The organism is Nocardioides sp. NPDC087217 (assembly GCF_044744805.1).
Lineage (GTDB): Bacteria > Actinomycetota > Actinomycetes > Propionibacteriales > Nocardioidaceae > Nocardioides.
The window spans coordinates 1382531-1405157 of record NZ_JBIUZB010000001.1; the positions used below are offsets into that span (position 1 = coordinate 1382531).

Genomic DNA, 22627 nt, shown 5'->3' on the forward strand with positions numbered 1-22627 from the left:
TGTCGATGGAGGGCTGATGACGCCCGCTCCCTAGGATGGAGCCATGAGCAACGTTCTGTCCGCAGTCGCCTGGCCGTACGCAAACGGCCCGCGCCACATCGGCCATGTGGCCGGTTTCGGCGTGCCCTCCGACGTCTTCAGTCGGTACATGCGGATGGCGGGTCACGACGTGCTCATGGTCTCCGGCTCCGACGAGCACGGCACCCCGATCCTGATCGCCGCCGACGAGGCCGGAGTGACGCCCCAGGAGCTCGTCGACAAGAACCACCGGATCATCGTCGAGGACCTGACCTCGCTCGGCCTGACGTACGACCTCTACACCCGCACCACCTCGGCCAACCACCACTCGGTGGTGCAGGAGCTGTTCCTCGGGGTGTGGAACAACGGCTACTTCGTCGAGCAGACCTCCAAGGGCGCGATCTCGCCGTCGACCGGGCGGACCCTGCCCGACCGCTACATCGAGGGCACCTGCCCGATCTGCGGGGCCGATGGTGCGCGCGGTGACCAGTGCGACAACTGTGGCAACCAGCTCGACCCGGATCAGCTGATCAACCCCGTCTCCAAGATCAACGGCGAGACGCCGGAGTTCATCGAGACCCAGCACTTCTTCCTCGACCTGCCCGCCCTGGCCGACGCCTTGCACGCGTTCCTCGACGAGCGTGAGCAGACCGGCCTGTGGCGTCCCAACGTCATCCGGTTCAGCCAGAACATCCTCAAGGAGATCCGGCCGCGGGCGATGACCCGCGACATCGACTGGGGCATCAAGGTCCCCCTCGACGGCTGGCGCGACAACCCGACCAAGCGGATGTACGTCTGGTTCGACGCCGTCATCGGCTACCTGTCCGCCTCGATCGAGTGGGCCCGGCGCTCGGGCGACCCTGACGCCTGGCGAGCCTGGTGGAACTCGCCTGACGCGCCCTCGTACTACTTCATGGGCAAGGACAACATCGTCTTCCACTCCCAGATCTGGCCGGCCGAGCTGATCGCCTACAACGGCGGTGGTTCGAAGGGCGGCGAGCCGGGGGCGTACGGCACGCTCAACCTGCCGACCGAGGTCGTCTCCAGCGAGTACCTGACGATGGAGGGGAAGAAGTTCTCCTCCTCGAAGAAGATCGTGATCTACGTGCGCGATCTCCTCTCGCGCTACCAGCCCGACGCGTTCCGCTACTTCGTGGCCGCCGCCGGCCCCGAGTCGAACGACTCCGACTTCACCTGGGCGGAGTTCGTGCGGCGTACGAACGACGAGCTCGTCGCAGGCTGGGGCAACCTGGTCAACCGCACCGCCACCCTGATCGCGAAGAACTTCGGCGAGCTGCCCGCCGCCGGGACGCTGACCGAGGCGGACCAGGCGATCCTGTCCACCGTGGAGGCGGCCTTCGGCACCGTCGGCGACCTGATCGGTCGCCACCGGCAGAAGCAGGCGATCGGTGAGGCGATGCGTGCGGTCGGCGAGGTCAACAAGTACGTCACCGATCTCGAGCCGTGGAAGCTGGCCAAGGCCCCCCAGGACCGCGAGCGCCTCGGCACCGTGCTGCACGTGATGGCGCAGTGCGTCGCCGACCTCAACCTGATCCTCTCCCCGTTCCTGCCGTTCTCCGCCAATGAGATCGACAAGGCGCTGGGCGGCAAGGGTGAGGTCGCCCCGATGCCCCGCATCGAGGAGGTCGAGGACCTCGACAACGGCAAGCCCTACCCGATCATCACCGGCGACTACTCCGGCGCGCCCTCGTGGGAGCGTCACCCGATCGTCGTCGGCACCCCGGTCGCCAAGCCCACCCCGGTCTTCCAGAAGCTGGACACCGCGATCATCGACGACGAGCTCGACCGGCTGGGCATCAAGCCGGAGTAGCGGCTGCGGTAATCGGTTGGATCGAACCCGGCGTGGCTGGGACGATTCGGCGCATGATCGCACTGCTCGGCGACGACCGGGGACACCGCAGCCATCAGGAGCTCAACGCGCTTCGGCCGCAGCTGGCCGAGCTCGGGGCCGAGACGCAGTGGGTGCCGACCGACTCCGGGTTCGACATCTCGACCTACGACGGAGTCTGGCTCGTGCCCGGTTCGCCCTATGCCGATGACGCTGCGGTCCTCGCGGCGCTCACGGTCGTGCGGGAGCGGGAGATTCCGTTCCTCGGGGTGTGCGGTGGAATGCAGTACGCCGTGCTGGAGTGGACCCGCAACGTGCTCGGCTCGACGGCGACCCATGCCGAGTCCGACGGCGTGGGCGAGGACAACGCGGTCGCCGCGCTGGCCTGTTCGCTCTACGGCGAGGAGCGGCTGGTGACACCGGTCCCCGGCACCCGCTTCGAAGCCTGGCAGCCGGAGCCGTTCGTCGGCATGCACTTCTGCAACTACGCGCCCACAGCTGAGGCCGTGGCGACGCTGGAGAAGATCGGTGTCGTCGTCGGCGCCACCGCGGACGACGCCGGAGCGGAGGTCCTGGAGTTCCCGGACCACCCGTTCTACGTCACCAGCATGTTCCAGCCCCACGTCGGCGCCCTCGCCGGAGCCCCGGTCCACCCGCTCGTACGGGAGTTCGTGAGCGCGGTCGCCGCGCGGCGATGAGCGTCACGCTCCAGTTCCACCCCGACTGGCCGTACGCGGGCGGGCTGGTGATCGAGTCGCTGGCGCGCGATGGGGTCTACCGCTCGCAGTTCGAGACCGGCATCTCGAATGGCGGCTTGACCGCGCATCCGGGTGGGGACCGCTGGCGCTGGGAGAGCCGGCTGTTCGGAGGGCGCTACGACGCAGGACCGGCCGGCGAGAGGCCGGTCTACGGAGCGTGGAACCGTCGTCGAGATCCGTACGGTGGCGCGATCCGGTTCGGATCGGCCCACCTCAGGCTCCGGCCGGAGGTGCGGGATCGGTGCACCTTCTGCTTCCCCGACTCGGTCTTCGAGCCGACCGACTTCGGTGGTCCGGAGATGCTGCCGCAGCTGTCCGAGATGGCCGACGCCGCCTCGGGCTTCGACGACCTCGACGAGTGCGTCGAGGCGCACGTGCACGGTGGCGTCGTGATCGATCGCGACGTCGAGGCGGTCGTGCTCGACCCGTGCTTCCGGGACACCGCTGTCGAGGCGGCTGCCGCTCGCCTCGGCTGCGCGGTGGAGTGGCATCCGGGGTTCCGGGTCGCCACCGACGGCCTCGATCCGGGCTACCGCGGTCAGGAGTACGTCGACCTGGCGCGATCGCTCGGTGACGTACTCACACCTGGTCTTCTCGGCGACGCGGCGCGGTCGGGGGACTACGAGGCGCAGTCGGTCAAGCGGGTCTGGCACTACCTGGCGAGGTTCGGGAGGGGCGATTCCGGTTCGCTATGAAAGAGGGTCCGAGCTTGTGAGGGATTCACAAGCTCGGACCCTCTGTCATAGCGGACATCAACCGCCTCTACCGTCTCCGCCACCGAACCAGTCACCTCGCCTACGAGAGGCTCGGAAGATCCCCGCGTACGGTGGCCGCGGCCAGTCAGTCCGGCGATGAGGTGGCGCCGCTCTGTCACCCGACCCAGCAGGCCGCGCTGCACGAGGTTCTCCGCGATCAGCTTGGCGTCATTCCGGCGGGGTGATGGCGGCTGCGTAGCGCTTCGCGAGGATCTCGAGGTGGTCGCGGAGCTCCGGGGGTGACTCGACGGTGAAGTCGAGGCCGAGCATGCCGATCCAGACGGCCACGACCTCGAGGCTGTCGCCGCCGGTGACCAGGACGCTGCGGTCGGGGGCGATGGGCTCGACGGTGCCGACGGCGGGGTTGATCCGGGAGATGACCTCCTCGGCGGAGGCGGCGATGATCAGACGGGCGTGGACGGCCCAGCCGGTGCGCGCGACCTCGCGTACCACGAACTCGGTGAGGTCGAAGGCGGGATCAGCCGGACGGAACGGGCGCCCGCCGGGAACCTTCAGGCGCAGCCAGTCGACGCGGAGCGGCAGCCAGGCGTCGGCGCGGGGGTCGCGGGCGACGAGGTACCAGCGCCGCTGCCATGCGATCAGCCGGTAGGGCTCGACCTCGATCGGCTCGTCGCGGTAGTCGGCACGTACGCCGGCGTGGTCCCGGATCGCGGTGGCCAGCGCTTGGAGGGTGCCGGCGTCGACGTCCGGGTCGGGAACGTTGCTGTCGGTGTTGACGGGGCCGGCGTCCATCGCGTCGACCACCGCGGCCAGCTTGCGACGCAGGTGGTCGGGCAGCACCTGCTCGAGCTTGCCCAGCGCCCTGGCACTGGTCTCCGCGACGCCGGTGATGCCCGTCGCAGCCCGCAGCCCGACGGCGACCGCGAGCGCCTCCTCGTCGTCGAGCAGCAGCGGCGGAAGATTCCCGCCGGAGCCGAGCCGGTAGCGCCCACCCGGGCCGCGGACCGACTCCACTGGATAGCCGAGCTCGCGCAGCTTGGTCATGTCGTTGCGCACGGTGCGCTCGGAGACGTCGAGCCGGGTGGCCAGGTCGGCGCCGGTCCAGCCGGCCGAGGACTGCAGCAGACCGAGGAGCGCGAGCAGTCGCGCAGAGGTTTCCAGCACGGGCTCAGCGTGCGGGAAAAAAGATTCACGGGCCACCGGAATTCCGGAATCAGGCTTGCCGGAACCCTTCATAACGTGGGTCTCACAAGGTCGGAAACCACCAAGGAGAAGTCATGAACACGCAGGTCAACACCGGAATCAGCACCAAGTCCAACGGCGAGATCAGCACCGTCACCGTCGAGTTCCCGCAGGCGGATCTCGACGACCTCCGCTCCCGCCTGGAGCGCACCCGGTTCGCGCCCAGCGTGCCCGGCGACTCCTGGGTCTACGGCACCCCGACGGCCTACCTCGCCGACATGGTCGAGCGCTGGAAGGGCTTCGACTGGCGTGCGGTCGAGGCGCGGATCAACGCCGTGCCCAACCACCTGACCGAGATCGACGGCCAGGTCATCCACTTCGTCCACGTACCCTCCTCGAACCCGGACGCCAAGGCGCTCCTGCTCGCCCACACCTACCCGGGCTCGTTCCTGGAGTTCCTGCCGATGATCGACTTGCTGACGGAGGAGTTCCACCTGGTGATCCCGGAGCTGCCGGGCTTCGGGCTCTCGACCCCGGTGGTCGACACCGGCTGGACGATGAAGCGGGCGGCCGAGGCGTACGACGTGCTCATGCGCCGGCTCGGCTACGACTCCTACGGGGTGCACGGCAGCGACGGCGGCGCGATGATCGGTCGCGAGCTGGCCCTGCTGAACCCCGAGGGCTTCCTCGGCGCGCACGTGCTGCAGCTCTTCTCGTTCCCGTCGGGCGACCCGAGCGAGTTCGAGAACTTCGGGCCGAAGGAGTACGCCGCGCTCGAGCACATGCAGTGGTTCCAGTCCGTCGGCGGCTACAACGCCATGAACGGCTCCCGGCCGCAGACGATCGGTGCGGCGCTGGCCGACTCGCCGGTCGGGACGCTGGCCTACAGCGAGCTCTTCGAGTCCTTCGGCAACGGCACCTCGCTGGTCACCCCCGAGCAGGTCATCGAGCAGGCGACCTACTACTGGCTCACCAACTCCTACGCCTCGGCTGCGCGCTACCACTACGAGGAGGGGCACGCCGAGCGCGAGCCGGAGGTCTCCCAGGGCCGGATCGGGGTCGCCGTCTTCAAGGACGACTTCCAGACCATCAGGTCGCTGGCCGAGCGGGACAACGCCAACATCCAGCACTGGTCGGAGTTCTCCGAGGGCGGCCACTACGCGGCCATGGAGCGTCCCGAGGACGTCGCCGCCGACGTGCGGGCGTTCTTCGCCTGACGTCTCGCAAAGAACCCGAGGATCGCAGCCCCTCCGCGGCTGCGATCCTCGGGTTTTGTCAGGTGGCTGTCGTGGTGACGGTGGTGGCGACCATCACCGCGGTCATGACCGCGGTGACCTCGTCCATCGCGTCCTTGACGCCCTTGGCGGCCCAGTCGCCACGGGCGATCTCCTTCGCCCGCTTCTTGACCGCTCCGGCGCCGACGCCCCTCGTGTCGACCACCTTGTGGGCGAGGTCGATGGAGGAGAGGAGGGCGATGAGCGGTCCGGTCCGTGCGTCCGGTGCGGCACCCTGGATGAGGACGGCGACCAGGCGGCCGCGTACGGCGTTCTCGTGGGTCGAGTCCGCGGCCGGCCAGGTGGTGCGCGGGAAGAGGCCGAGGATCTTCTCGTCGCGGCGCTTGAGGATGTTGCGGTCGCACAGCCGCGCGGCGAGCGCCTCGTGCAGCCCCTTGCCGAGGTTGGTGACGGCGTTCTTGGCCGCCAGCGGCTTGGCCGCCAACACGTCGTACGCAGCGGCCAGGACCGGCTCGTCCGGCCGCCGGCCCGGCACCGCCATGGCCTTGGCCGGGGTGAGCCCGGACTTGGGGACGACCTGGGCCGAGCCCGCCATGACGAGCTCGGTCAGGATCGCTCCGCCCAGCGCCTGCTGGACCCAGGACGAGGCGAGCGTGCCCTTCTCGTCGTCGAGCACGAGCAGCAGCAGGTCTTCCGCGATCAGCATGCATCGACGGTAAAACGACTCGCTGCCCGGCGCCTCCTACGAAAGACGGATCTTTGCTCGGACCTTCGTCTAGGCCTGTGCCGACTCCGGGCTGGCTACGTCGAACATCCAGCTCACGCCGAACTTGTCCTCGAACTGGCCGAAGTAGTCGCCCCACGGCGCCTGCGCGAACGGCATCCCTGGCGTGCCGCCCTCGGAGAGCTTGGCGTAGTAGTCGGCGAAGCGCGACTGGTCGGCGGGGTCGGCGCTGGTCATCGCGATCGTGACGCCGGCGGTCGGGGCGACGTACTCCATGCCCATCCCCGGAGGCGTGTCGGCGGCCATCAGGACGAGGCCGTCGTCGAGGGTGAGCGAGCCGTGCATGACCAGGTCCTTCGCCTCCGGCGACACCGGACCCATCGCGTCTCCCATGGAGTCGAAAGTCATGGTCTCGACGGTGCCGCCGAGCACCGACCGGTAGAACTCGAGCGCCTCAGCGGCTTCGGACTTGAAGCTGATGTAGGGGTTGAGCGTTGCCATCCGGATCGTCTCCTTTGATCGATTTCCGACCCCTTCCCCCACACAGTAAGCGCGCCGACGGAGGTAGAGAAGGGCGCCGCCGGTTTGCCCCGATTTCGGGGTCGCCGTTTCACGCGTGGGTGATCTCGACGCCCAGCCACCCAGCCAGCGCCTCGATCTCGGCCTCCACCGCGTCACCGATCTCGGCGGTCCACCCGAAGTCCTCATGGACGGCGAAGACGTTCATCACCGCCTTCTTGTGGTCCACCTTCGCGTCGAGCTTCCCGGCGAGCCGCTCGCCGTACAGGATCGGGAGGGCGAAGTAGCCCCAGCGGCGCTTGGCGGCCGGCTTGTACATCTCCAGGACGTACTCGAACCCGAACAGGTCCAGCGCCCGGTCGCGGTCGTAGACGAGGCGGTCGAAGGGGGAGAGCAGGGCAGCCCGCGGCGCGAACCCGTCCTCGAGAGCGGCCAGCGCCTCGGGGTCGACCCGCCACTCGCCGTCGACGCCGGCCACGGTGCACGGGACGCCGGCGTCCCCGGCCCCGAGCACCTCGCCGCCGGAGGAGTCCTTCCGTCCAGGTCGGGCGATGCCGAGGGAGGCCAGGCGGCGCACGGTCTCGACCCTCAGCGCGTCCTCTGGGGACGGAAGCCGCAGGTCGGAGGGGTAGACGCGCTCGGCGAGGTCCCAGGTGCGCAGCTTGCCGCGGCGGCCGGCGATCGCGACCTCACCCATCCGGTTGAGCAGCTCGATCATCCGCAGAACGTTCTTGTCGTTGGTCCACCCGGTCGATGCCCAGGGAACCTCGGCGGTGTCCTCGATCTCGCCGGCCACGAGCGGACCGTCGGCTCGCAGACGGTCCAGGACCTGCGTACGGAATCTCTTGTTGGCTTCCATCCACTCGACGGCCGTGGGGTGGATCCGGCCCGGGGACAGCGCGAGAACCGTCTCGATCTCGTCCATGGGGAAGATGAAGCTGGAGAACTCCACCAGCGAGCGCTCCTGCTCGAGGGCGAAGGTCAGATCCGAATGGTCGTACGCGTCCCCCAGCCGCGACCACGCCACCAGATCCGCGCTCGGGGCGATCGCCTTGGTCGGGTCGATCTGCAGGAGCGTCAGCTGATCGACGGTCTCCACCAGCGAGACGGGCCGACGTGCGTCGAGCAGTTGCGCACGCACAGCGATCCGGCGCGCCTGCTCCGGGGTCAGGGTGAGCGTCATGGTCGACACAGTATGGGGAGTTCCGGACGACCTGCTGCCGATTCGAACCGATCTTCCGATTCCGCTTGACCGCGCGAATGTTAGCGCTCACACTGGGTCGCATCGTGACGACGGTCACACCGGCCGCCGCAGTAAAAACACTGGAGGACGACAGTGAAGAAGACCCTCATCGGGCTGTGTGCGCTCGCCATGGGTGGGATGTCGCTCAGCGCGTGCGGCGGCAGCGAAGCAGCCGACGACGGCACCATCACCATGGGCTTCGCCCAGGTCGGTGCCGAGAGCGGCTGGCGCACCGCGAACACCACCTCGATCCAGGAGTCGGCCAAGGAAGCCGGCATCGACCTGAAGTTCTCCGACGCTCAGCAGAAGCAGGAGAACCAGATCAAGTCGATCCGGTCCTACATCCAGCAGAAGGTGGACGTCATCGCGTTCAGCCCCGTCGTCGAGACTGGCTGGGACGCTGTGCTCCAGGAGGCCAAACGCGCCAAGATCCCCGTCGTGCTGACCGACCGGGCCGTGGACACCGAAGACACCTCGCTCTACGTCACCTTCATCGGCTCCGACTTCGTCGAGGAGGGTGAGAAGGCCGGCCAGTGGCTGGTCGACAACGCCGACGCGTCCGATGTCGACAAGGACGGTGCGGTCAACGTCGTCGAGCTTCAGGGCACCACCGGATCGGCTCCGGCGATCGACCGCAAGAAGGGATTCGAGGACAAGATCGCCGCGGACTCCAAGATCAAGATCACTGAGTCCCAGACCGGTGACTTCACCCGTGACGGCGGCAAGCAGGTCATGGAGGCCTTCTTGCAGTCCAACCCGAAGATCGACGTCGTCTACGCCCACAACGACGACATGGGCCTGGGTGCGATCGAGGCGATCAAGGCAGCCGGCAAGAAGCCCGGCACCGACATCAAGATCATCACCGTCGACGCGGTCAAGGACGGCATGACCGCGCTGGCCGCCGGCGAGATCAACTTCATCGTCGAGTGCAGCCCGCTGCTCGGGCCGCAGCTGATGGACGTGGCCGAGAAGGTCGTCGCCGGCGAGGAGGTCCCCGACCGCATCGTCACCGAGGAGACCACCTTCACCCCGGAGCAGGCCGCTGAGGCGCTGCCCGACCGCAAGTACTGACGCCCGTTGACCGAGGTGCCTCGGTGAGGCGTCGCTTCCCTCGTGGAACTCCACGAGGGAAGCGCGCGTCCACCGAGCTACCTCGGTGAGCATCCGCCGCCGATCCCCCCGACCCCGCCAGGAGCCAGTACGACATGAGCCAGGCAGAAATGAAGCCACCCCGGCCGGTGGTGGAGATGCTGGACGTCTCCATCACGTTCGGAGCGGTCCGAGCGCTTGACGGCGTCTCGCTGCGACTCCTGCCGGGGGAGGTGCACGCGCTCATGGGAGAGAACGGGGCCGGGAAGTCGACGCTGATCAAGGCGCTTACCGGGGTCTACACGATCGACTCGGGCCGGGTGGAGATCGCCGGCGTCGAGACCCAGTTCGCCACCCCGGCCGCGGCGCAGCACGCCGGGATCAGCACGGTCTACCAGGAGGTCAACCTGGTGCCGAACCTGACCGTTGCCGAGAACATGCTCCTCGGCCGCGAGCCGCGCCGTCTCAACGGGATCGGCCCGATCGACCGCCGGGCGATGAACCGCCGCGCCGCCGCCTCGTTGCAGGGCCTCGGCATCGACATCGACCCCGGGTCGGAGCTCGGCAGTCACCCGATCGCCGTCCAGCAGCTCGTCGCGATCGCGCGTGCCGTCGACACCGACGCGCGGGTCCTGATCCTCGACGAGCCGACCTCCAGCCTCGACGCCGACGAGGTGGCCAGGCTCTTCGAGGTGATGCGCAGACTGCGTGACCAGGGCACCGCGATCGTCTTCGTCTCCCACTTCCTCGACCAGGTCTTCGAGATCTCCGACCGGATGACGATCCTGCGCAACGGCCGCGTGGTGGGTGAGCGGCTGGTCGAGGGGACCACCCAGCTGGAGCTGGTGCAGATGATGATCGGCCGCGACCTCCAGGTCCTCGAACGCCTCGACCATGCCGTGCACGAGGCATCCGAGGAGGCCGCGGCCGAGCAGCGCCTCCCGGTGCTGAGCGCCGTCGGGCTGGGCCGGAAGGGGAGCCTGGAGGCCACCGACCTGACCCTGTACCCCGGGGAGGTCGTCGGCATCGCCGGCCTGCTCGGCTCGGGGCGTACGGAGCTGGCCCGGCTGCTGTTCGGCGCCGACGCCCCCGACACCGGCGACCTCACGGTGCGCGGCTCGAGCCGGCGGAGGCTGCGCAGCCCCCGGCACGCGATCGACCGCAAGCTCGCCTTCTGCAGCGAGGACCGCAAGGCCGAGGGAGTCTTCGAGGAGCTCTCCGTGGCCGACAACATGCTGCTCGGCCTGCAGGCGACCCGTGGCTGGTTGCGGCCGATCCCGACGGCCACCCGCGAGAAGCTGGTCAAGGAGTTCATGATCGCCCTCGACGTACGGCCGGCCGACCCGAGCCTGCCGATGCGAAGTCTTTCCGGTGGCAACCAGCAGAAGGTCCTGCTGGCGCGCTGGCTGATCACGGAGCCGGACGTACTTCTGCTCGACGAGCCCACCCGCGGCATCGACATCGGTGCCAAGACCCAGATCCAGCAGCTCGTCGCCGATCTCGCCGAGAAGGGGATGAGCGTGGTGTTCATCTCCGCCGAGCTCGAGGAGGTGCTCCGGCTGAGCCACCGGCTGGTGGTCCTCAAGGACCGCCGCAAGATCGCCGAGCGGCCCAACCGCGGCATCGATGTCAACGACGTACTCGAGATCATCACCGGCGAACCCGGCGGCCTTGCCGAGAAGGAGCGAGCAGATGCCTGAGAACATCAGAGCGGGCAAGGGACTCGGCGCCCGCGCGATGGCCCACCGGCTCTTCTGGCCGCTGGCGGCGCTCGGCGCGCTGCTGGTGGTCAACCTGATCGCGACGCCGACCTTCTTCAACGTACGCATCCAGGACGGTCACCTCTTCGGCAGCCTGGTCGACATCGTCCGCAACGGTGCCCCGGTGCTGCTGGTCGCGATCGGGATGACGCTGGTCATCGCGACCCGCGGGATCGACCTCTCGGTGGGCGCGGTGGCGGCGATCGCCGGCGCGGTCGCCTGCGTCTACATCGTCAAGAGTCCTGCCGACGGTGCCGCCAGCACGGCCGTCATCGCGATCTCGATGGCACTCGCCGTCAGCGTCGCGCTCGGGCTGTGGAACGGCTTCCTGGTCGCGGTCGTCGGCATCCAGCCGATCATCGCCACGTTGGTCCTGATGGTTGCCGGCCGCGGCATCGCGATGCTGGTGACCGGTGGCCAGATCACCACGGTCAACAACGACGCCTTCGCCGCGCTGGCCTCGGGCCATCTGCTGACCCTCCCGGTCGCCGCCCTGATCGCGCTCGGGGTCTTCGCGGCCACCCAGATCGTCGTACGCCGCACCGCGCTCGGCCTGCTCATCGAGTCGGTCGGGATCAATCCGGAGGCGAGCCGGCTGGCCGGCGTACGCTCCCGCACGATCATCTGGACCGTCTACGTCTTCGCGGCACTGTGTGCCGGCACCGCCGGCCTGATCATCGCCGCCAACACCCACTCGGTGAACGCCAACAGCCTCGGACTGTGGATCGAGCTGGACGCCATCCTGGCCGTCGTCATCGGAGGTACGTCGCTGGCCGGCGGCCGCTTCTCGCTGACCGGCACCCTGGTCGGGGCGATGCTGATCGCCACCCTCACCCGGACCATCCCCAACATCGGCATCCCGGCCGAGGCCAACTATCTGTTCAAGGCGCTGGTGGTCGTGGTCGTGTGCCTGCTGCAGTCGCCGAAGGCGCGGGCGGTGCTGCAACGGCGCAGCGACCGTACGCCGACCAGCCGCGAGGAGGCTGTCGCATGAGTGTTCAGGTGCCCGCGATCGAGACCGGGCTCATCGCCCGGGTCGCACGTTACAGCCCGCCGCGCCGCTACCTGCCCGTGCTCGGCACGTTCGCGCTGTTCATCGGCATGTTCGGGATCGGCGGGATCCGCTATGAAGGGTTCGCCGACCCGCAGGTCTTCCTGACCTTGTTGCTCGACAACGCGTTCCTGATCGTGCTCGCGGTCGGAATGACGTTCGTGATCCTCACCGGCGGGATCGACCTCTCGGTCGGCTCCAACGTGGCCCTCTCGACGCTGATCGCAGCCCGGACGCTCGAGCTCGGCCTGCCGGTGGTCGCGGTGATCGTGATCGTGCTCCTGTCCGGGACCATATTGGGCACAGCGATGGGGCTGCTGATCCACTACTTCGACATCCAGCCCTTCATCGCCACCCTGGCGGGCATGTTCCTGGCCCGCGGTCTCTGCTACCTGATCAGCGTCGACTCGATCCCGATCAAGGACGAGACCTTCTCCGCCATCGCGTTCGGCACGATCACGTTGCCCGGTGGCTACTACCTCGGGTGGACGGCGGTCTTCGCACTGGTGATCGTCGCGGTCGCTGCGTACGTCCTCGCCTCGACCCGCTTCGGACGCACCGTCTACGCGCTCGGCGGCAGCGAGCCGTCGGCCCTGCTGATGGGACTGCCGGTCGCGGCGACCAAGGTCGGGGTGTACGCGATCAGCGGGCTGTGTGCGGCGCTGGGCGGGCTGCTGTTCGCGCTCTACACGCTCTCGGGATACTCGCTGCACGCGGTCGGGATGGAGCTCGACGCGATCGCTGCCGTGGTCATCGGCGGAACGTTGCTCACCGGTGGGCGTGGTTTCGTGATCGGGTCGCTGCTCGGGGTGCTCGTGCTCGGCACGATCCAGACCTTCATCTCCTTCGACGGCACGCTGTCGTCGTGGTGGACTCGGATCTCGATCGGGGTGTTGGTGCTTGTGTTTGTTGTTGCGCAGCGGGTGTTGACTCGGAGGGGGTAGGTCGGTCTTCTTCTCCTGTCGGGGGCCGTGTTTTGTGGTTGGGGTTTGCCGCCGACCCTTTCGAGGAGGGTGTTCTCGCCGCCGTCCGGAGTAAAGGACGGCCTTCGGCCGCCGGCTGACGCCGGTCGCCTTCGGCGATCCTTGACACCGGACGTCGCCGAGAATTTTGGCTGGCTATCGGGTCGGCGGCAGGGGTTTGGTGCAGCGGTTTGGGTTGGGTGGGGGCTCGGGAGCTTGGGTGGGCCGACCAACGGAAGGAATTTTCTTTCCGCTTGGCGTCTAGCTGGGCTCGTGGTTGGGGAGGCGAACGAATTTTCGTTCGCCGCGGAGGCCACCTCGGCCGGTTTGGGGTTGCCGGGTGGAAGAAACTTTCCTTCCACCCGGAGAGCTCATGTCTGCTGTAAGCGTGGAGCGGTCACCTGCCGTGGGTGCGTGTGCCGTGGCCACACCCGGGCCGCCGCCCCGATAGCCAGCCATGTCTTTTCTCGACATGGTCCGGTGTCAAGGACCGCGAAGCGGCCGGCGAAGCCGGCGGCCGCAGGCCGTCCTTGACTCCGGGCCAGGTCGAGAAGACCCTCAAAGAACGGGTCGGCGGCCCAAGACCAGCCCCGTTGAACAGTCCGCAGACGTCAATGACGCCAGCAAAGTTACAGCCGCCCAAGCGCCGCCCGAAGAGGATCGAGGCCAAGCGAGCCAAGGTCGAGCGCCGCCCGGTGGAACGCCTTCATGTCGAAAGCGGCGCCGGCACGAGCGCGCGCATCCTCGCGAGCCTGGAGCCAGATCCGCTCACCGACCTTGTAGGACGGGGCCTGGCCCGGCCAGCCGAGGTAGCGGGCGACCTCGAAGTCGAGGAAGGCGTCCTCCATCAGGCAGTGCTGCCCGATGAACTCTCGGCCGAGCTCGGGCGTCCACACCTCGCCCGGGTGGAAGGCGAACGGGTTGTCCTCCGGGATCGTCAGCTCCAGGTGCATGCCGATGTCGATGATCACCCGCGCGGCCCGGAACGACTGCCCGTCGAGCATGCCGAGACGGTCACCGGGGTCGTCCAGGTAGCCGAGATCGTCCATGAGGCGCTCGGCGTAGAGTGCCCATCCCTCGCCGTGGCCCGAGACCCAGCACATCAGCCGCTGCCAGCGGTTGAGCAGCTCGGCGCGGTAGGCGGTCTGGGCGACCTGGAGGTGATGGCCCGGTACACCCTCGTGGTAGACGGTGGTCAGCTCGCGCCAGGTGCCGAACGAGGTGACCGACTCGGGCACCGACCACCACATCCGGCCAGGCCTGGAGAAGTCCTCGGACGGGCCGGTGTAGTAGATCCCGCCGTCGGTGGTCGGCGCGATCATGCACTCGATCCGGCGGACCGGCTCGGGGATGTCGAAGTGCACGTCGGCCAGCTCCGCGATGGCTCGGTCGGCGGCGGTCTGCATCCACTCCTTGAGCGCGGCGGTCGAGGTCAGCTGCCGCGCGGGGTCCTTGTCGAGATGGGCCGCCGCCTCGACGACGCTCGCGCCAGGAAGGATCCGGTCAGCGGTGGCCTCCATGTCGTCGGAGAGTCGCTTGAGCTCCTCCCAACCCCAGGCGTACGTCTCCTCCAGGTCGATCTCGGCGCCGAGGTAGCGCCGGGAGGAGAGCTGGTAGTGGTCGCGCCCGACGGCCTCCTTCGGGAGCCCGTTGGGCACCAGGTCGGCGGCCATGAAGCGCCCGAACTCGGCGAACGACTCGTTGGCCTTCGCAGCCGAGGCCTCGAGCTCGGCGCGCAGGGAGGCAGGAACGGCGTCCGGGGCGCGTGAGACCAGACCGGTGAAGAAGTCGCCGGCACCCTTCTGCCCGGTCCAGCTCAGGATCTGGTCGGCGACCTTCTCGTACTGAGCCGTCGCCGAGACCCGTCCGGCCGCGGCCTCCTCCCGGAGGGTCGCGGTGTAGCCCGCGACCGCGTCCGGCATCCCGGCCAGCCGGGCGCCGATCGCGGCCCAGTCGTCCTCGGTGCCGGTCGGCATCAGGTCGAAGACCTCGCGCAGGTTGTGGATGCCGCTGGTGATGACCGAGACGAACTTCCGGTCCAGCTGTGCATCGGCGAACTCGATGTCGAGCCCGACCCGCTCCAGGAACGCATCCTTGGCGACCTGCTCACGCTCGTCGACCGGCCTGATCGCAGCCACGTCGGCGTAGGCAGCGCGGTTGAGCTCCTCCACCGCCTGCATCCCGTCGGGGGAGAGGTCGGGGAGCTCTGCGTCGTGGCCGGCGACACCGACGTACGTCGCGGTCAGCGGGTCGAGGGCGCAGAGCTCCTCGACATAGCGGTCGGTGCGGGCGTCTACTTCACGGGTCACCCGGCCAACCTTAGGACCGGGGCGTCTTGGGGCAACTCAATTCCCCGCTACACGCAACGAACACGACAGACTTCGCGTAGGAGGGGTGTGAACGTGCCAGAGGAGGTGTCCGTGGATGCCGAAGAGCAGGAGAGGGATCCGGACTTCGGGGCCTGGGTGGCCTCGAGGGGGCCCGCGCTACAGCGGTTCGCCTATCTGGTGACCGGCAACAACTCCGACGCTCCTGACCTGGTGCAGGACGCCCTGGCCCGTGCGCTGCCGCGGTGGGAGTCGCTGGCGGCGTCCGGGACGGCGGAGGCGTACGTGAAGAGGAGCATCGTCAACGGGTCGATCAGCGGCTGGCGCAAGCGGCGTCGGCTGGTGCTGGTCGAGGACGTCGAGCCGATGGCGACCAGCCATGAGCCCGGCCCCGAGGAGCGAGACGCGGACGAGGCGTGGGAGCTGGTGCAGACGCTCCCATCCAACCAGCGAGCGGCGGTGGTCCTCCGGTTCTACGAGGACCTGTCGTTCGCGCAGATAGCGACGGTGCTCGACTGCGCCGAGGCGACCGCCCGCTCACACGTGCACCGGGCGCTGGCCAAGTTGAGGGAACGTTTGAACGAGGGGGTTGACAATGAGTGACTTCGAGCGCGAGGAGCGGGCCTTCCGGGCCGCCCTGGCCCGTGCGGCCGACGGTTTCGAGCCGCGGAAGCTCGCGATCCCCGGGGCCTCTGATGCGTCGGGGCCGGTCGACGTGTCCGACGGGACGGACCAGAGCAAGCAGGCCGAGGAGAAGGCACCCGTACGCCGACGGACCACCTGGATTCTGGCCGCTGCCGCCGCGGTGTTGGCCGTCGTCGGTCTGGGTGGCGTGGTGGCCAACCTGCAGCCCACCGGCGGCGCTGGCGAGAGCACTGCCGCGAGCGACACCGCTGGCGACGAAGATGGTGCCGCTGATGCGCCCGAGGCGCTCGACGCGCAGAAGGGCGCTGCGCCGGAGGACACCTACATCGAGCGTCGTCGCGACGACCTGCCCGCGCCCGCGGACGGGAACCGCTGGGCGGTCCGCTACGACATCGCCTTCCAGGTGCCCCAGGAGTGGGCCGACGCCACGGCGCCGGCGCTGCCGGAGTGCATCGCGAAGCCTGGCGACCAGTGGGACACCGTGCCACGGACTCCCTACGTCGCGAACATCACCAACCAGCCGGTGCCGGCCATCGCCTGCAACGAGACCAGCGACCGTGACTTCCCGCCGCAGTTCGGCAAGGTGCCGTTCGCGCTGTGGCAGCCCTACGTCCTGATCGAGAAGCCGGGCAAGGGCGCCACCCTCCAGACCGGTTCCTGGGAGCACGAGGGCTGGTTGCTGACCCGGGTCCAGGTCGGAGACGACGCGTACGCCACGATCCTCACCGGGCCGGGCGACGAGCGGGTCAACCAGGAGATCAAGGGGTCCCTGAGGACCGTCGCGAAGGATCCCTACGGCTGCGAGACCGCCTCGCCGCTGGCCGAGGGCGACCCGGTGCGGCCGAAGACCGACCCCGCGACCTCGCCGCTGGAGGGCGATGCCCCGGAGTCGATCGCGATCTGCGAGTACGAGCCGTCCTCGGCATCGCTGACCGGTTCGCGAGAGGTCACCGGCGCCGAGGCCGCCGGGCTCGTGGAGGCGATCCGCAGCGCGCCGGCCCGCTCCGGTCCCAACACGCCGCAGAACTGTGCCGCGGGGCAGCCGGTCACGGCGTACGTCATCCTGCGGATCTTCCGCGACGGAGGCGAGCCCGGGGAGGTCTTCGTGAACTACGAGAACTGCGAGGACCACGGGTTCTACGACGGGATCACCGTGCACGAGCTCACCCCGGCGGCCTGCCGGCCGGTGTTCGCCGAGGAGCCGGTCACGATCTACTCGGCTCAGGGCGACGTCGCCAAGGTCTGCCTCTCCTGACCCTCGGTTGCTGGCCGCCCCCGCTCGGGGAGGGCGGCCAGCAACCGGGTCGTGCGCCACGCGGCATAGAGGAAGAGAAGCACCAGCAGGCCGTTGCGCCAGGCCAGCACCTCGGTGATCCACGGTGAGCCGATGTCGTTGAAGGTGAGCATGTAGCCGTACATCCGCGGGAAGATCTCGTGGGTCAGCAGCGTCACCACGACCAGCACGACCGACCAGATGCCGAGCTGACGGCGAGCCCTGCCGCGGAGCAGGACCAGACCGGCGGAGGCGGCGGGGAGCAGCCAGAGCATGTACTGCGGGCTGAGCACCTTGTTGGTCACCAGGAACGCGGCCACGGTCGCGAGCACCAGCCACACGATCGTCTCCTCGGTCCGCTCACCGCGGGGGAGGCGTCGCCAGGCCAGCACCCACCAGACGAAGACGAGCGCCCCGGCGACCACGGACGCGATCGTCGCCGCGAGGAGCAGCGGCTCGACCAGCGGCCCGCTGATGTCGTACGCCTTCCACTCGGTGTAGTCGATGGCGTAGCCGCTCTCCGGACCGCCGTGGCCCCACTCGTACATCGCCGGGGTCGCGAAGACCGACTCGATCTGCAGGCCCCGCTCGCCCTGGTAGTTCAGCGGTGTCCAGAGCCGGTCCCAGCCACCGAGGACAAGACTCAGCCCGGCCAGGGCGATGCCGGTGCCGGCCACGGTCAGGATGACTCCGCGGCGGGTGGTGCGGTTCGCGGCGAGGGCCGGGATGACCAGGATCGGCCAGTACTTCGCGCCGGTCGCGAAGGCCGCGAACGCCGCAGCCACCTTCGGTCTCCTGGCCGCGTAGAGCACCGCCAGGCCCACCATGATCCCGGGGAAGAGATCGAAGCGGGCGTACGCCGTCGCCCCCAGCGCCGGGACGGCGACCAGCCACAACGCCTCCGCGGCGGAGATCCCGAACCTCGGGTGCGTCCCGCGGCGGTTGCGGACGAGCAGCACCATGAAGAGCAGGTCGGTCAGCGCCGCCATCGCCAGCACGGCGATGATGTACGCCTCGCCGCCCAGGTTGAGCAGGCCGATCGCGGCGTACGGGATCCAGAGCAGCAGCAGCGCCGGCACCGGATATTCGACCAGCGTCCCCGCGACCCCGTCTGTGGCGAGCGCGTCGAGGCTGTCGCGGTAGTAGTTTACGTCGCCCACCACGCCCCACTCGGCGCCCCACCAGGAGAACGAGCCCTCCGCCGCGGCCGGGAAGCCGTAGAGGATCACCACCCATCCCCGGGTCACCAGCCATGCCAGGGTGACCAGGAGATATCGCCGAGAGAACGTGATCACGGAGCGATCATGACATTGCGGTCCTCGTCAGCGAGGCAGGCCGCTTGCGCGCCAGGCGCCGGGGCCGGGGTGGAGTGGGGTACGCAGCTGCGGGGTGGCCCACAGGGAGCGGGGCTTCTTCTTCGGCGGCGCGGTTGAGCCCAGGGCTGCGAAGACGGCCACGATCGCTGCCACCTCTTCGGGGGTGGCGTTGTGGTCGATGACCTTGAGCAGGGGCTTCTGCTCGTGGTTGTCGGTCATTCCGTGACCACCTTTCGTCTTTCAGATGCCTTACGTCGGGCTTTCGCCGAGTCGGCGCAATCCGGTCCTCGCTCGCTTCGCTTCGCTGCGGTCCGTTTGCGCCGACTCGGCGCGCTCGCGAAGAAGCAGGCAATATCCCGCTCCTCGCTCGCTTCGCTCACATCAGAGCGGGATATTGCCATGCTTCTTCGCGGGTAGGGTTTCGCGTTTGGTGCGCAGCAGGCGTAGGGCGCGGGTGACTTCGGCGCGGGTTTCGTGGGGTGGGATGACGGCGTCGATGTAGCCGCGTTCGGCGGCGATGTAGGGGTTGGCCAGGGTGGTCTCGTACTCGTCGATCAGCTGGGCGCGTTTGGCTTCGACCTCGTCGGTGCCCACGCCGGAGGCTTCCAGGTCGGCCAGGGTGCGGCGGTGGATGATGTTGGCGGCGCCTTGGGCGCCCATGACCGCGATCTGGGCGGTGGGCCAGGCCAGGTTGATGTCGGCGCCGAGGTGTTTGGAGCCCATCACGTCATAGGCGCCGCCGTAGGCCTTGCGGGTGATGATGGTGACCAGGGGGACGGTGGCCTCGGCGTAGGCGTAGATCAGTTTCGCGCCGCGGCGGATGATGCCGTTGTGTTCTTGGTCGGTGCCGGGCAGGAACCCGGGTACGTCGACGAAGGTGATCACGGGGACGTTGAAGGCGTCGCAGGTGCGGACGAACCGGGCGGCCTTCTCGGAGGCGTCGATGTCGAGGCAGCCGGCGAACTGCATCGGCTGGTTGGCCACGATCCCGACCGGGCGGCCCTCGATGCGGGCGTAGCCGATGATGATGTTGGGTGCCCACAAGGGCTGGACCTCGAGGAACTCCTCATCATCGACCACATGGGAGATGACCTCGTGCATGTCGTAGGGCTGGTTCCCGCCGTCGGGGATGAAGGTGTCCAGCTCCCGGTCCAGCCCGGTGATCTCCAGGTCCGCGACCTCCTCGTAGGCGGGGGGTTCTTCGAGGTTGTTGGAGGGCAGGTAGGACAACAACGCTTTGACGTAGTCGATGGCGTCGGCCTCATCGGCGCCCATGTAGTGGGCCACCCCGGACTTGGAGTTGTGCGCCAGGGCGCCGCCGAGCTCTTCCATGGTGATGTCCTCACCGGTGACGGTCTTGATCACGTCGGGGCCGGTGATGAACATGCCGGAGGTCTTGTCGACCATGATGGTGAAGTCGGTGACCGCGGGGGAGTAGACATGCCCGCCGGCGCAGTTGCCCATGATCAGGCTGATCTGCGGGATCACCCCGGAGGCGTGGACGTTGCGTTTGAAGATCTCCCCATACAACCCCAGGGACACCACGCCTTCTTGGATGCGGGCGCCGGCGCCCTCGTTGATCCCGATCAGCGGGGACCCGGTCTTGATCGCCAGGTCCATGATCTTGGTGATCTTCTCGCCATAGACCTCACCCAGCGACCCACCGAAGACGGTGAAGTCCTGGGAGAACACACACACCTGACGGCCATCGATGGTGCCGTACCCGGTCACCACACCATCCCCGAAGGGCCGGTTCTTCTCCAGCCCGAACGCGGTCGAACGATGCCGGGCCAGCTCATCGACCTCCTGGAACGAGCCCTCATCGAGCAGCATCTCGATCCGCTCCCGCGCGGTCTGGCGACCCTTCGCATGCTGCTTCTCCACCGCCTTCGCGGAACCAGCATGGACAGCCTCGTCAAGACGACGCTCCAGCTCGGCCAGCTTCCCGGCAGTCGTGTGCAGATCGATGACTGGCTCGTTGGTCGATTCGGCGCTCACGTTGCTCCTTTGGACTTCGTGCGGTGCGGGGGCCAATCTAATCCCCGTGCCTCCTTTCGCGATGCGACGCCCATCACTGGACCGTTCCCGGCTCGATGCGTTGCCGGGGGGATGGCGCGTCGAGGTCCTCGACGAGACACCCTCGACCAATGCCGTACTGGCCGAGCGCGCGCGCTCGGGCGAGGCGCCGGGCCTGGTGATCACCACCGAGCACCAGACCGCCGGCCGAGGACGCCTGGACCGGGGCTGGATCACCCCGGCGCGCTCGGCGCTGGCCGTCTCCGCGCTGCTGCGGCCCTCGCCCTCGATCCCGGTCGAGCGGTGGCCGTGGCTCCCGCTGATGACCGGTGTCGCGGTCGCATCGGTGCTGCGGCAGAAGGGGTACGCAGCGGGGCTGAAGTGGCCCAACGACGTACTCATCGAGGGTCGCAAGGTCTGCGGGATCCTGATCGAGCGGATCGACGGACCCGAGGGGGCGGCCGCCGTGATCGGGTTCGGGCTCAACACCTCGCTGACGCGCGAGGAGCTGCCGATCGAGACCGCCACCTCACTGGAGCTGGAGAGCGGCGCGCCGGTCGACCGCACCGAGATGCTTGCCGCGCTGCTGGAGGAGCTGGGGGCTGCGTACGAGATCTGGGGGTCGGACCCCGCCGAGCTCGCTCGCCGCTATCGGGAGCTGTCGGTGACCGTCGGTGAGCAGGTACGCGCCGAGCTGCCGGGCGGGGACGTCTGGGAGGGCGTGGCCACCGAGATCGACGACTTCGGCCGCCTCGTCATCGCGACCGACGACGGGTCGCGGGTGGTCGGCGCGGGCGACGTCATCCACGCCCGGCTCCGTCCGCGGTCGTGACGGGCGGTCGTGACGAGCCGGATGGCATGATCTGTTCGTGGCGAAATCGAAGCAGCCCGTCAACCTGACCTCGGCGGAGGTCGCCGAGAAGGCCGGCGTGAGCCTGGACCAGGCGAAGCGTCTGTGGCGTGCTCTCGGGTTCCCGGAGATCGGGGACGACGAGGCGTTCTTCGACGAGGCGGACGTGCAGGCCCTGGCCAAGGCCAACGAGATCGCCGGCAACGGGCTGGTCAGCTTCGACCTGGTCGTCAACCTGACCCGCGGCATCGGGCAGTCGATGGCGCGCCTGTCCGACTACGAAGTCTCCGCGCTGCTGCACCACGTCGAGACCCAGAACGAGGGCGACCGGACGCCCGCCGAGCTGCTGAAGGCGACCGTCTCCGTCTCCGAGCAGTTCGAGAGCGCGTTCGAGGAGATGATGATCTTCGCCTGGCGCCGGCACACGCGCGCCGCGCTCGCTCGGGCCGAGGCGTCGATCGCCGGCCCCGAGGAGCAGCTGGGCACGGTCTGGCAGACGGTCGGGTTCGCCGACATCGTCTCGTTCACCGCGCTGTCGAACACGCTGACCGAGGAGAAGATCGGCGACCTGGTCGAGCTCTTCGAGTCGCGGTGTGCCGACGTGGTGGCGACCTGGGGCGGCCGGATCATCAAGTCGCTCGGCGACTCGGTGCTCTTCGTCAACGACGACCCGCTCCAGGCCTACGGCACCGCCGAGGGCATCATCAACGTGATCGGCCGGGACCCGCGGATGCCGGACGTACGTGTCGGGCTCGCCTCCGGCAATGTCGTCTCGCGTCTCGGCGATGTCTTTGGACCGCCTGTGAACATGGCCGCGCGGCTGACCGCTGTCGCTCGCCGCAACCGGATCATCGTCGACGAGGCGACCGCCGGGACGATGCCCGAGGACGAGTTCGAGACCCGGCGACTGGCCGCTCGACCGGTGCGAGGGTTCGGGATCGTGGAGCCCGTCGCTGTCCGCCGTGTCTGAATCGTGACCTTCGAGGGTGTCGCTGACCTGCGGTTTCGCGGTTTTGTTCACATTCCGTTGTAGTTAACAGTCGATCAACGACGGGCCCTGATTGCTTTACCCGGCAGGTCCTTCGTGGGCATGG

General features: G+C 68.6%; 20 protein-coding genes. 12 read left to right on the forward strand and 8 right to left on the reverse strand.

Annotated features, from left to right (window positions below):
- Positions 1–43: 43 nt before the first annotated feature.
- Genes metG through ACIO3S_RS06775 form a run of 3 tightly spaced genes read left to right on the forward strand, consistent with a single transcriptional unit; the run spans position 44 to position 3320 of the window.
- Positions 44–1849: a methionine--tRNA ligase gene (metG, locus tag ACIO3S_RS06765; protein ID WP_400460802.1), complete on the forward strand. Its 1806-nt coding sequence runs from the start codon at positions 44–46 to the stop codon at positions 1847–1849.
- A 53-nt stretch (positions 1850–1902) separates the two neighbouring features.
- Positions 1903–2565 carry a CTP synthase gene (locus ACIO3S_RS06770; RefSeq protein ID WP_400460804.1) on the forward strand — a complete coding sequence of 221 codons (663 nt, stop codon included), beginning with the start codon at positions 1903–1905 and terminating at the stop codon, positions 2563–2565.
- Positions 2562–3320, forward strand: a complete 759-nt coding sequence (locus tag ACIO3S_RS06775; RefSeq protein WP_400460806.1) for a DUF3626 domain-containing protein — start codon at positions 2562–2564, stop codon at positions 3318–3320. Before ACIO3S_RS06770 ends, ACIO3S_RS06775 begins: the two co-directional genes overlap by 4 nt.
- Positions 3321–3548: 228 nt before the next feature.
- Here ACIO3S_RS06775 and ACIO3S_RS06780 read toward each other — a convergent pair whose 3' ends face one another.
- A complete protein-coding gene (locus ACIO3S_RS06780; RefSeq protein ID WP_400460808.1) occupies positions 3549–4505 on the reverse strand; it encodes a helix-turn-helix transcriptional regulator in 957 nt (318 codons plus the stop codon).
- A gap of 113 nt (positions 4506–4618) precedes the next feature.
- On the opposite strand from ACIO3S_RS06780, the gene ACIO3S_RS06785 reads away from it, so the two are divergent.
- Entirely contained in the window at positions 4619–5740 is a 1122-nt protein-coding gene (locus ACIO3S_RS06785) for an epoxide hydrolase family protein (RefSeq protein ID WP_400460810.1), read from the forward strand.
- Positions 5741–5798: 58 nt separating this feature from the next.
- Here ACIO3S_RS06785 and ACIO3S_RS06790 read toward each other — a convergent pair whose 3' ends face one another.
- The 3 genes from ACIO3S_RS06790 to ACIO3S_RS06800 form a co-directional block, all read right to left on the reverse strand.
- The gene (locus tag ACIO3S_RS06790) at positions 5799–6464 is read right to left on the reverse strand and encodes a GPP34 family phosphoprotein (RefSeq protein ID WP_400460812.1); all 666 of its coding nucleotides are present in this window, start codon (positions 6462–6464) and stop codon (positions 5799–5801) included.
- 69 nt (positions 6465–6533) lie between these two features.
- Positions 6534–6983 (reverse strand): VOC family protein, encoded by a 450-nt coding sequence (locus ACIO3S_RS06795; RefSeq protein WP_400460814.1) that lies wholly within the window; start codon positions 6981–6983, stop codon positions 6534–6536.
- Between the two features lie 109 nt (positions 6984–7092).
- Complete coding sequence (locus ACIO3S_RS06800) at positions 7093–8184, reverse strand: DNA glycosylase AlkZ-like family protein (protein ID WP_400460816.1); 1092 nt, start codon at positions 8182–8184, stop codon at positions 7093–7095.
- A 153-nt stretch (positions 8185–8337) separates the two neighbouring features.
- Here ACIO3S_RS06800 and ACIO3S_RS06805 point away from each other — a divergent pair, with 153 nt between their 5' ends.
- From ACIO3S_RS06805 to yjfF, 4 genes are all read left to right on the forward strand, one after another.
- The gene (locus tag ACIO3S_RS06805) at positions 8338–9315 is read left to right on the forward strand and encodes an ABC transporter substrate-binding protein (RefSeq protein WP_400460818.1); all 978 of its coding nucleotides are present in this window, start codon (positions 8338–8340) and stop codon (positions 9313–9315) included.
- Between the two features lie 134 nt (positions 9316–9449).
- Positions 9450–11033 (forward strand): sugar ABC transporter ATP-binding protein, encoded by a 1584-nt coding sequence (locus tag ACIO3S_RS06810; RefSeq protein WP_400460820.1) that lies wholly within the window; start codon positions 9450–9452, stop codon positions 11031–11033.
- Positions 11026–12087 (forward strand): ABC transporter permease, encoded by a 1062-nt coding sequence (locus ACIO3S_RS06815; RefSeq protein ID WP_400460822.1) that lies wholly within the window; start codon positions 11026–11028, stop codon positions 12085–12087. The genes ACIO3S_RS06810 and ACIO3S_RS06815 overlap by 8 nt, the downstream gene beginning before the upstream one ends.
- Positions 12084–13088, forward strand: coding sequence for a galactofuranose ABC transporter, permease protein YjfF (yjfF, locus tag ACIO3S_RS06820; RefSeq protein WP_350841763.1), 1005 nt, complete (start codon positions 12084–12086; stop codon positions 13086–13088). Before ACIO3S_RS06815 ends, yjfF begins: the two co-directional genes overlap by 4 nt.
- Before the next feature lie 647 nt (positions 13089–13735).
- Here the strand turns inward: yjfF and ACIO3S_RS06825 are convergent.
- Positions 13736–15415: a DUF885 domain-containing protein gene (locus ACIO3S_RS06825; RefSeq protein ID WP_400460825.1), complete on the reverse strand. Its 1680-nt coding sequence runs from the start codon at positions 15413–15415 to the stop codon at positions 13736–13738.
- Positions 15416–15526: 111 nt separating this feature from the next.
- Here ACIO3S_RS06825 and ACIO3S_RS06830 point away from each other — a divergent pair, with 111 nt between their 5' ends.
- Together ACIO3S_RS06830 and ACIO3S_RS06835 are read left to right on the forward strand one after the other, a co-directional pair.
- Positions 15527–16036: a SigE family RNA polymerase sigma factor gene (locus ACIO3S_RS06830; protein ID WP_400460827.1), complete on the forward strand. Its 510-nt coding sequence runs from the start codon at positions 15527–15529 to the stop codon at positions 16034–16036.
- Positions 16029–17333: a hypothetical protein gene (locus ACIO3S_RS06835; RefSeq protein WP_400460829.1), complete on the forward strand. Its 1305-nt coding sequence runs from the start codon at positions 16029–16031 to the stop codon at positions 17331–17333. Before ACIO3S_RS06830 ends, ACIO3S_RS06835 begins: the two co-directional genes overlap by 8 nt.
- Here the strand turns inward: ACIO3S_RS06835 and ACIO3S_RS06840 are convergent.
- The 3 genes from ACIO3S_RS06840 to ACIO3S_RS06850 all read right to left on the reverse strand — a co-directional run bounded on the left by ACIO3S_RS06840 (position 17300) and on the right by ACIO3S_RS06850 (position 20665).
- The gene (locus ACIO3S_RS06840) at positions 17300–18646 is read right to left on the reverse strand and encodes a glycosyltransferase 87 family protein (RefSeq protein ID WP_400460831.1); all 1347 of its coding nucleotides are present in this window, start codon (positions 18644–18646) and stop codon (positions 17300–17302) included. The two genes, ACIO3S_RS06835 and ACIO3S_RS06840, sit on opposite strands and share 34 nt — an antisense overlap.
- Before the next feature lie 27 nt (positions 18647–18673).
- Positions 18674–18886, reverse strand: coding sequence for an acyl-CoA carboxylase subunit epsilon (locus ACIO3S_RS06845; protein ID WP_400460833.1), 213 nt, complete (start codon positions 18884–18886; stop codon positions 18674–18676).
- Positions 18887–19048: 162 nt separating this feature from the next.
- Positions 19049–20665, reverse strand: a complete 1617-nt coding sequence (locus tag ACIO3S_RS06850) for an acyl-CoA carboxylase subunit beta (protein WP_400460835.1) — start codon at positions 20663–20665, stop codon at positions 19049–19051.
- Positions 20666–20726: 61 nt separating this feature from the next.
- On the opposite strand from ACIO3S_RS06850, the gene ACIO3S_RS06855 reads away from it, so the two are divergent.
- Complete coding sequence (locus tag ACIO3S_RS06855) at positions 20727–21515, forward strand: biotin--[acetyl-CoA-carboxylase] ligase (protein WP_400460837.1); 789 nt, start codon at positions 20727–20729, stop codon at positions 21513–21515.
- 37 nt (positions 21516–21552) lie between these two features.
- Entirely contained in the window at positions 21553–22503 is a 951-nt protein-coding gene (locus ACIO3S_RS06860; RefSeq protein ID WP_400460839.1) for an adenylate/guanylate cyclase domain-containing protein, read from the forward strand.
- Positions 22504–22627 lie beyond the last annotated feature (124 nt).

Coding starts and splice junctions, on each gene's coding strand:
- ACIO3S_RS06835 (WP_400460829.1), top strand. CDS start 16,029: ATGAGTGACTTCGAGCGCGAGGAGCGGGCCTTCCGGGCCGCCCTGGCC.
- ACIO3S_RS06775 (WP_400460806.1), top strand. CDS start 2,562: ATGAGCGTCACGCTCCAGTTCCACCCCGACTGGCCGTACGCGGGCGGG.
- ACIO3S_RS06855 (WP_400460837.1), top strand. CDS start 20,727: ATGCGACGCCCATCACTGGACCGTTCCCGGCTCGATGCGTTGCCGGGG.
- ACIO3S_RS06785 (WP_400460810.1), top strand. CDS start 4,619: ATGAACACGCAGGTCAACACCGGAATCAGCACCAAGTCCAACGGCGAG.
- ACIO3S_RS06800 (WP_400460816.1), bottom strand. CDS start 8,184: ATGACGCTCACCCTGACCCCGGAGCAGGCGCGCCGGATCGCTGTGCGT.
- ACIO3S_RS06770 (WP_400460804.1), top strand. CDS start 1,903: ATGATCGCACTGCTCGGCGACGACCGGGGACACCGCAGCCATCAGGAG.
- ACIO3S_RS06795 (WP_400460814.1), bottom strand. CDS start 6,983: ATGGCAACGCTCAACCCCTACATCAGCTTCAAGTCCGAAGCCGCTGAG.
- ACIO3S_RS06790 (WP_400460812.1), bottom strand. CDS start 6,464: ATGCTGATCGCGGAAGACCTGCTGCTGCTCGTGCTCGACGACGAGAAG.
- ACIO3S_RS06810 (WP_400460820.1), top strand. CDS start 9,450: ATGAGCCAGGCAGAAATGAAGCCACCCCGGCCGGTGGTGGAGATGCTG.
- yjfF (WP_350841763.1), top strand. CDS start 12,084: ATGAGTGTTCAGGTGCCCGCGATCGAGACCGGGCTCATCGCCCGGGTC.
- metG (WP_400460802.1), top strand. CDS start 44: ATGAGCAACGTTCTGTCCGCAGTCGCCTGGCCGTACGCAAACGGCCCG.
- ACIO3S_RS06815 (WP_400460822.1), top strand. CDS start 11,026: ATGCCTGAGAACATCAGAGCGGGCAAGGGACTCGGCGCCCGCGCGATG.
- ACIO3S_RS06845 (WP_400460833.1), bottom strand. CDS start 18,886: ATGACCGACAACCACGAGCAGAAGCCCCTGCTCAAGGTCATCGACCAC.